Raw genomic sequence first — 9,679 nt, 5'->3', positions numbered from 1 at the left:
AGTGGATCTAAATGGCTTTCGCTCTTCCGAAGCCTCTTTGTCTGGAGTCTAGCCTCCCTGAGGCTAGTGGATCTAAATATGTGGACAAGTAATATTATAAAATATAGCTGCTGTCTAGCCTCCCTGAGGCTAGTGGATCTAAATTTCTCGTCTGATATTACGTATCTGTAAAGCTGCGTCGTCTAGCCTCCCTGAGGCTAGTGGATCTAAATTTATATTGATAAAACTGATGTAACAGGCGCAAGCGAAGTCTAGCCTCCCTGAGGCTAGTGGATCTAAATCATAGTGAGTTGGTTGATTGTTCAACCTATCTTTAGTCTAGCCTCCCTGAGGCTAGTGGATCTAAATGTTATACTGAATAACAAATTTGGGAGACATTTGTTGTCTAGCCTCCCTGAGGCTAGTGGATCTAAATCTGTTACTGCGGGGGATAATAAGCAGGTACATTATGTCTAGCCTCCCTGAGGCTAGTGGATCTAAATAGCGGTTGTAACGCCTATTAAAGATATGAATGTGGTCTAGCCTCCCTGAGGCTAGTGGATCTAAATTCTATATACTTTCCCATGGTATTGCATATCAAAAGTCTAGCCTCCCTGAGGCTAGTGGATCTAAATAGGATCTATATATCGATGGGAAAATAGATAAAGGTCTAGCCTCCCTGAGGCTAGTGGATCTAAATTACTACTATTAATTATAGTGTATGGCACATATCCAGTCTAGCCTCCCTGAGGCTAGTGGATCTAAATCTACTATTTTGTGTTAATAATGGCATGTAGGTTAATGAGGTCTAGCCTCCCTGAGGCTAGTGGATCTAAATTTTTTTATAAGATTTCCCATTATCCTATGAAAAAATACGATTTCCTTTTGCCTGACAGTAATGCAAGATTATTACAGGCTTAAGAACATCGTATTTTTTAATTCATTTTGTTTATCCACTCTTCTTTTCATATGTGCGCTTTAGCTGTTCCATAAAAACAGCAAGGACTGCAATATCCGCAGGATTCACACCCGAAATACGGGAGGCCTGTCCCATCGTCAGAGGCTTTACCTTATTCAGCTTCTGTCTTGCCTCCAGTGACAGATTCACCACCTGATCATAGTCAAACCGCTCAGGCAGGCATACCTTGTCCATCGCCCGCAGATGTTCCGCATCACGCTTGGCTTTTTTTATGTATCCCTCGTAGCGAATCTCGATTTGCACAAGCTTCGCAATCGCAGGATCAAATTCGCGTTCCAGATAGGGCTCTAAAAGTGCGATGGTAATTCCCGGTCGCTTCAGCAGCTCTGCAGCACTGATCCCCTCCTTCAACACATCCAGTCCTAGCCGTTCCAGCAATCCATTAACTGTTGATTTTGGTGTAAACCGAACACCTGCAAGATAGGAAATCATTTCTTCGATATTTTGCATTTTCTTCTGATATCGTGCATAACGCTCATCGCTGATCAGACCTGTCTCATACCCATATTCGCTTAGTCTTGCGTCTGCATTATCATGACGCAGCAGCAGCCGATATTCAGCACGGGAAGTAAGCAGACGATACGGCTCCTTTGTCCCCTTTGTCACCAGATCATCAATCATGACACCGATATAGGCTTCATCACGATGCAGGATTAAAGGTTCCTTGTGATCCAGCTTGCGAACTGCATTGATTCCTGCCATCAGTCCCTGTGCCGCAGCTTCCTCATATCCACTAGTACCGTTGATCTGTCCAGCAGTATATAAATTCTCAATGATTTTATTTTCCAAGGTCGGCTTGCATTGCAGCGGATCTATGGCATCATATTCAATCGCATAGGCATATTTTTCAATAGTGCAGTTTTCCAGACCAGGCAGAGAATGCAGCATAGCCTCTTGTACATCGTACGGCATAGAGGTAGAGAAGCCCTGTACGTAGGTCGTATCCAGCGACTCGCTTTCCGGCTCCAGAAAAATCTGATGACGCTCTTTATCCGCAAAACGTACCAGCTTATCCTCAATACTGGGACAATAACGCGGTCCCACTCCCTTCACCAATCCGGAATACATGGCAGAGCGCTTCAGATTTCTGTTGATAATGTCGTGCGTCTTTGCCGTCGTGTAGGTAAGATAACAGACAGCCTGCTGATCAAATGGACGAATTTCCTTTGTATCCTCAGAGAAGCAGATAAATTCATCCGTTCCCGGCTGTACTACGGTTTTTGAAAAATCAATGGACGCCGTTCGTACACGGGCAGGTGTTCCAGTTTTCAATCGAAAGGTTTCAATCCCCAGATTACGAAGACTCTGTGACAAATTCTCCGTTGTTGGCTCATCCTCAGGACCGCTTAAGGTAGAAGTATGCCCAACCAGAACCGTACTGCTCATAAATGTACCCGTTGTCATAATCAAAGCACGACAGTTCACAACGGTTCCATCCTTTTGACGAACGCCGCTTATCCTGCCATCCTTAGCCAGCACCTCTTCCACACACATTTCACGGATTTCCAGGTACTCCTGTTGTAATAGCTTGTCTTGCATATAGCGCTTATATTCCAGCTTATCCGATTGTACGCGAAGACACTGAACACCCGGTCCCTTCGTTGTATTCAGCATTTTAAACTGCAATGCAGTCGCATCGGCAGCTTTTCCCATTTCACCGCCAAGTGCGTCAATCTCTCTCACGACGATTCCCTTTGCAGGACCTCCAACACTCGGATTGCATGGCATGGATGCAATCATATCAATATGCATAGAGTATAGAATTGTCGTTTTCTTCAAACGGGCACAGGCCAACGCAGCCTCAACTCCTGCATGACCCCCGCCAATTACGATAACATCAACCATACGATTTCCTTTCCTAATGTCCCTTATAGCCACATTTTGCACAGGTATTTCCCGATCCCATCAGGGCCCCGCAGTGTGGACACATATGCTCCTTTTTACGTATTTCCTTATCAAATTCACTTACAAACTCCTGCTGAATCCGCTTCCTTCTCAAATTCATGCGAAGCAGGAAAACAGCAGTGCATAACAGAAGAATGCAGACAAGCAGACTGTCTGCACACATCCAGAACGGATATGCTTCTATATATGAATAGAGTGCAAATATGCCAGCTAGCAGTGCTATAAGAATACAGAGCGCAAATGACAGCCAGCGCTGTTTCAAGCTGAGACGTGAATTGTTATATTTCATGATGATTCCTTCCTTCATTTCCAATGCATCCCACAGCCTATAATCTCATGAGAAACCCAATCCCGAATATGTCCTCATTCGGGTTATATTATAGAATATTTTCAGACGTATGAACAGGGATTTTTTTATATTTTGCGTTTGTATTCGTTCTAGCGAGCACTGTAAGCGCTCCGTTTTACCGATTCTTCTGCATAAGGTAATCCTTGTTTCCAGAAAACAGATTTTCTTTTATTACACACAGATTTCCGTATAGATTCAATAGTATTCACTTGCGTATTCTGCTTGCTTACTGCAATTATTAGCTGATTGATTTGTAAGAAAATACAGTCCAGATTAAGACATTGAAAATCAACACATGGAACTTTATGATATACATATTAAAAAATAACAGAGATTTGAATAGTCCTGTGCCTGCCATCATATTCAAAGCTGAATACACTAATTCCAAAACACACTAATAGAAAGCGGGAAAAACACTTATAGAAAACAAGGAAAAGCATTGACTTTTCATTGATTTTTTTCTATACTTTAGATACTGAGACAGAAAGCCTATAAAGGCTGAAAAGAGAGTGTAGCCGGCAAGCCAGCACTCTCTTTTTTTACAGAGGTCTGAGACAGAAGGGGTGTGCAAGATTTCCACATGCAGGATAAGGACTGCCGCAGAAATCGATCATTTACTTCGCTGCGTTACCGGCGGCTCTGCCGTTCGATCATATAGATCAGCGTCAGAAACATCAGATACGCTACGATCTGATCCGTATGTACTTCCCCTTCATTTCAGCACACATATCCTTGTGTCCATACTGCTACCTCCACTATTACATACGGTTTCTTTTTTTTAAACTCCTAAATTTTTTGACATTTCTCTGAAATAACCTATAGTTAATTATAAAATCACACAATGCTCCTATAGCAGCCCTGAAATCTTATCTCCTCCACTTTATGCAATTCATGTCATTCCTGGAAATAAACCTTCCTTGCCATATCAAGCAGAATGACATGAGCTCTCTGCAGTGTCTTGATGCAAAAGCTTTCATCAATTTCCACAGCATCACACTGCTGTAAGCAAATATCATTACACTCCACCTCACCTTCAATAACAATAAGATATACCTGACGGGAAGGCTCTACAGGAATATCCAGTTCTTTTCTGGAAGATAAAGCACTGACATAAATATCCATATCCTGATGGATTTGCACATAAGCTGTATTCTTATGACCACTTACGATATGCAGCAAACGGTTTTCGCGAGCCTCCCATGGAATGCGTGCTTCACCATACTGCGGAGTATAACCGCTTCGATCAGGCAAAATCCAGATTTGAAGCAAACGTGATATTTCGTCCCCGTCGTTTTTCTCACTGTGGAAACCTCCGGTACCCGCACTCATGTACTGTATTTCCCCACGTTTCAGTGTTGATACATTTTGCATGCTGTCGGCGTGGGTCAGCTCACCCCCAATCACACAGGCTATGATTTCCATATCCCGATGCGGATGGGTTTCAAAGCCGGTATGAGGCTGTATCGTATCATCATTAACTACCCGCAGCACACCGAATGCATATTTTTCAGATTGTAATATTTCGCAAAGGAAAAGTGAAACCAGCTGTCCAGCCAACTGAGACAGCTTCTTCCCATATTGCGGTGATCAATCTTTTTCATCATTGTCCATACCTCCATATCCAGTATATACATGTATAACACTTCCATGCATGCGCAGTTACACTGAACATCACTGAGATAAAAAAACTCTCAGATGCCGCGTGATTCATAATACATGTGCTGCTTTTTCTGGCATGCCCCTTATCCAGAACGTTCGCATCTTGTTGTCCGCCATCAGGATTTATAAACGCTCTTGTCTGCGGCTATGTGCTGTAACAGTGATTCCGCAGTGCTTTACCACAGGCATTCAGACGCAAAACAGCAAAAAGAAAGGATACTCTTTCAAGTACCCTCAGTGTTCCATATTCAAATAAACAAACAGCATCCGGTTTTTACCGGACATATCCTTAAGAACCTCAATTCTTGCATTTGGAAAATATTTCTTCGCCTCTTCACTTAGCGCTTCCTTCTGATTATAGCCCATTTCAAACGCCATCATAGCACGTTCCTTCAACACCTTTGCGGCATTTTCAAAGATAATGCGATAGAATTTCAAGCCGTCCTCTCCTCCAAACAGCGCCACGTGCGGTTCATAGTCCACAACACTGTGTTCCATTTCCTCTTCACGCGGTATGTAGGGAGGGTTACTAATCAGAATATCAACTTTCAGATTGCGGTCAATCAACGGCTGCAGCATATCCCCAACCATGAAATTGACGACAGCCTCATTGTCATCTGCATTCTTTTTCGCAATAGCTACAGCCTGTTCACTGATATCCGTTGCCATCATATGCAGATTCGGTTCTTCCTTCTTCAAAGAAACCGCAATCGCCCCGCTACCGGTTCCGATATCCACCGCCGTCACATTATCCTGAGTGGAAAAATACTCATCATAGGCTGCCAGAATATTTGCGACCAGCTCTTCCGTTTCCGGGCGCGGAATCAAAACATCCTCATTCACGGTAAAGCGATAGCCGTAAAACCATTCAAAGCCAAGAACATGTCCGAGAGGTATACCTGTAAGAAGGCGCTGAATGCCTTCTTCATACATTCCTTCCAGCTCCGGCTGCATTTCCTCATCAAACTCCATATACAGATTGTGCGCTTCTTTATTCGTCAGCTCCAGCATATACAGCAGGGCAGACTGTTCACCATAGCCCGCTGCCTCCATACGCGCCTGGGCATTCTTCAGCACGGAATGATAGCTGCTCATTATTTCTCCCCTGCCAGCTTTGCCTGCTGATCCGCACTCAGTAATGCATCCAGCAGATCCTGCATTCTGCCTTCCATAATACGATCCAGCTGATTCACGGTATATCCGATACGATGATCGGTTACACGATTCTGCGGATAATTATAGGTACGGATTTTTTCTGCACGATCTCCGGTACCGATCTTATTCCGGCGTTCGATTCCCTGCTCTTCTTCCAGCTTGCGCTGATGCTCCTCATACACACGGGAACGGATTGTCATCAATGCAGTGGCACGGTTTTCATGCTGTGAACGTCCGTCCTGACACTTAACCGTAATTCCGGTGGGCTTATGCACAATACGAACTGCGGAATCGGTCTTATTGATGTGCTGACCTCCTGCTCCGCTGGCGCGCATGGTTTCCATTTCCAGATCGTTCATATCGATATCAAAATCCTCCGGTTCGATTTCCGGTGTTACCAGAACAGTTGCTGTAGAGGTATGGATACGCCCCTGACTTTCTGTCTTGGGAACGCGCTGTACACGATGACTTCCGGATTCAAATTTCAGTTTACCATAAACGCCGTCTCCCTTTATCATAAAGGATACGAGGGAGAAGCCGCCTGCTTCGCAGTCATCCATTTCTACGATTTCTATCTTCCAGCCCTGACTCTCTGCAAATTTGCTGTACATCCGGTACAGGTCACCTGCGAAGATATTTCCTTCATCTCCACCGGCTGCCCCGCGGATCTCGACGATGGCATTATGAGAATCATTGGGATCCTTTGGTATCAGAAGAATTTCCAGCTTTTCCAGATATTCCTCAATCTTAGGCTCCAGCTCCTCGATTTCCATCTTCGCCATTTCCTTGATTTCCTTGTCATCCTCCAGCAAAAGCGCCTTGGCATCCTCCAGAGCACTCACACTGTTTTTATATTCCGTATAGGTTTCCACCACCTGTGTCAGATCGGCCTGCTCACGTCCCAGCTTAGCCAGCATCCTGCTGTCGGTTACGATTTCCGGTGACATCATCATTTCATTGATTTCATGATAACGGTTCACCATTCCTTCGAGTCGTTCTATCATTACACTCATACTATACCTCCTACGAGTTCTTTCTCTCATTATGCCTGAAAAACGCATAAATATCCTTATATACTATATCATTGAACGGCTGAATTGCAAAGAATAAAATGTAGGAATAAATGCTTTCCCTTCGAATATATGCATCGCTGAGTGAACGTGAGCTATCGTAAAAAATACGGCAAGTGCTTTTGCGATTGCTGTAGAAGATACCATGAGAATACCCGATCACGAAGGAAAACCTTAAAATCAGCTAACAGCTCTTCCTTGTCAATTCACAGACAAGCACGAAAACCGTTACACCTTCGGTTAAAGCATAGGTTATCAATCACTTCATAAACAGCTCTTTCAGCTCTTTGCGGCTGTGAACCTTTACTTTGCGATAAAGCTTTTTCATATACGATGCGACCGTATTCTCCTTTAATCCGCTGGCCTCAGCCATCTCCCTTCGACTATATCCCTTTAAAACATAGTCTACCAGCTCCAGCTCTCTTTCTGTCAGCCCATAGCTGTTATAATCGCGATGCTCCTCCAGCAGCTGTTTCAGCTTTCTCCATTTCCAGCTGTCACTGCATGAAAGAAATACCTCCTTTCCAATTTCCAGTATTACTGTCATGATGCCATCCGGCTGGCAAATTTCGATTATGTGATGAACAGCCTCTACTATCTGCTCCTGATGATTTTCCTCCTCCAGCAATATACAATAGAACAACAGCGCATATATCGTTCCAAACATCTGCTTTCTTTCATGCGCCTGACTTTCCAGCAGGGATGCCACAACACGCAGCTTTGCATAATTACGAATCTTTATCAGATACATGCCGTAAACAATAGAAGAATACAGGGTAGCTCCCTGAAGCAGATTTCCTTTTCTCCCCTCCTGGATCCATTCAGCAACTTTTTCATATTCACCGGATAAAATATATAAATAGGCCTGTGCAAGATCGATTTCCGAAAGAAGCAGCGGCAGGATCACCTTTTCCCGCAGAACAGCCAGCTGTTGATGAACAAATTGCAGTAATGTATGATCACGAAGATGATATGCGGCTCTTCCAATTGTAAACAGCGAGGATACACAGATCCATTTCTGACGGTAATGCTCAGCAATGTAGTATGCTTCCCATGCTGTATGTATGCTTTCCGCAAAGCGGGCGCTTTCCAGCTGCTGTTCAGCGGATGACTGTTCCATTAAACCACCATTTGAGTTATTGGTGATTTCAAAGTAGTAATGCAGGTCCTTATGTAGGATATTGACGATTCTCTGGATATCTCCCGGTTTTCGATGATATAAAAACAGATTGTGCGGACTGCCGAAGGTTGATATGATTTCCGGATTGCTGATTCGTGAGGTCTGATTACGCAGCAGAGTTTTTGACCGCTTAAAATAGCGGCTCATCTCATGTAGATTGTTATAGCGGGAATACGCCAGAATCAGCTCCACCTCCCCCTGCAGCAGCTTCTCATCTTCATGCAGGCTTCCGCTATGCAGCGCATGTAGAAAGCCCTCCAGCAGCTGCTTTCCATAAAATATATCCTGCAGATTATTGAAATTATCCATAATGGCATGCAGCCATGCATATGGATAATCCACGTACAGCTCCATTGGTACCATCTGATAGATATTCCGCATTAACTCAGTATCATAATCTGCAAAGTTTTTGCTTTCGTATAATTCCAGCAGCTGCAGTATTTTTTTATAATCCTTCAAAAGATAAAGCTGACGCAGACAATTGAGGATATCACCGCTGCTTTCGTAATAATCGGCAATTTTGCGATAGAGATGACTCGGATTTTTTTCATACATAAGGAATTTATCATACAGGAACTCACGAAATACAGGAGAGTAGGTAAAGAGGCGTGTAGTTCTGTCCACCTGCACAAACCAGTGGAAATTCATCATCCAGGTCAATATTTTCATGATTCCGGTATCCACGCATAAAGCCTCAATGAGCTGGATATTGAGTGCTCGGGAACAGACAGCACAGCCAGACTCTGCCGCTGTGCCTGATTCAGCTGCCGGTATATATACGTCAAACAACGGATACAGCTGCAAATCCGGATTCAAAGTGCGTACGGCTCCATATTCCTCCAGCAGTGCATGCACACCGATGGTCCATCCGCAGGTAACTCTTAAAATTTCCCGCACTTCCCGTTCATCAATGCAAATCTGATTCACAGCTGCCAGCTTCTGAATATCGGCAAACTGAAATCGCAGCATTGTCGTAGGGATCAGCAGCGTCCATCTATAAAGCTCTGAATTAAAAAAAGAGGGAATTCCTGATGCAAGAAGTATAATCCTGCAGCTATGTTCCCTCCGTTCGTACATCTTCATGATTTGTCTGTCCAGTATATGATTGCGATATTGATCCAGTATGATGATATCATAGCTGCCGTTATCTATACTTTTCTCAAAAATTTCCCCAAGCTGTTTACGATTTTTCTTATGCATATGAATCCAGCAGCACCTTTCCTTTCGATTATGCAGAAAGGCAGCAACTGCTGTTGTCTTGCCAAAGCCATCCGGTCCGTAAATGCAAATCAGCGGATAGGAAACCATATGCTTCAGCATTGAATTAAATTGTTTTCTGGCAATCTGTCTCATATTCCTTCACCTATACCATTATAGCGTATATTACAAGGAATTCAAAAGCG

Annotated in this window: 5 protein-coding genes, 1 pseudogene and 1 CRISPR repeat array; all 6 genes and pseudogenes read right to left on the bottom strand. The window is 43.8% G+C overall.

Going from position 1 to position 9,679, the window contains the following annotated elements:
- Positions 1 to 46 precede the first annotated feature (46 nt).
- Positions 47 to 817: direct repeats of the CRISPR family, unit length 32 nt; unit sequence GTCTAGCCTCCCTGAGGCTAGTGGATCTAAAT.
- Positions 818 to 928: 111 nt separating this feature from the next.
- The 6 genes and pseudogenes from mnmG to ACESPQ_RS00830 all read right to left on the bottom strand — a co-directional run bounded on the left by mnmG (position 929) and on the right by ACESPQ_RS00830 (position 9,629).
- Positions 929 to 2,803 carry a tRNA uridine-5-carboxymethylaminomethyl(34) synthesis enzyme MnmG gene (gene mnmG, locus ACESPQ_RS00855; protein WP_373143778.1) on the bottom strand — a complete coding sequence of 625 codons (1,875 nt, stop codon included), beginning with the start codon at positions 2,801 to 2,803 and terminating at the stop codon, positions 929 to 931.
- Between the two features lie 13 nt (positions 2,804 to 2,816).
- A complete protein-coding gene (locus tag ACESPQ_RS00850) occupies positions 2,817 to 3,152 on the bottom strand; it encodes a hypothetical protein (RefSeq protein ID WP_109769947.1) in 336 nt (111 codons plus the stop codon).
- 954 nt (positions 3,153 to 4,106) lie between these two features.
- Positions 4,107 to 4,816: pseudogene (locus ACESPQ_RS00845) on the bottom strand (pirin family protein).
- Positions 4,817 to 5,105: 289 nt separating this feature from the next.
- On the bottom strand, positions 5,106 to 5,966 hold the full coding sequence (prmC, locus tag ACESPQ_RS00840; protein ID WP_109769872.1) for a peptide chain release factor N(5)-glutamine methyltransferase: 861 nt from the start codon (positions 5,964 to 5,966) through the stop codon (positions 5,106 to 5,108).
- A complete protein-coding gene (gene prfA, locus ACESPQ_RS00835) occupies positions 5,966 to 7,030 on the bottom strand; it encodes a peptide chain release factor 1 (protein ID WP_373143942.1) in 1,065 nt (354 codons plus the stop codon). Before prfA ends, prmC begins: the two co-directional genes overlap by 1 nt.
- A 325-nt stretch (positions 7,031 to 7,355) precedes the next feature.
- On the bottom strand, positions 7,356 to 9,629 hold the full coding sequence (locus tag ACESPQ_RS00830; RefSeq protein ID WP_373143777.1) for a helix-turn-helix transcriptional regulator: 2,274 nt from the start codon (positions 9,627 to 9,629) through the stop codon (positions 7,356 to 7,358).
- Positions 9,630 to 9,679 lie beyond the last annotated feature (50 nt).

It is taken from the genome of Clostridium sp. HGF2 (assembly GCF_964240115.1).
GTDB classification, from domain to species: Bacteria; Bacillota_I; Bacilli_A; order Erysipelotrichales; family Erysipelotrichaceae; genus Clostridium_AQ; species Clostridium_AQ innocuum.
This window is presented reverse-complemented; position numbering and strand designations above follow the sequence as displayed.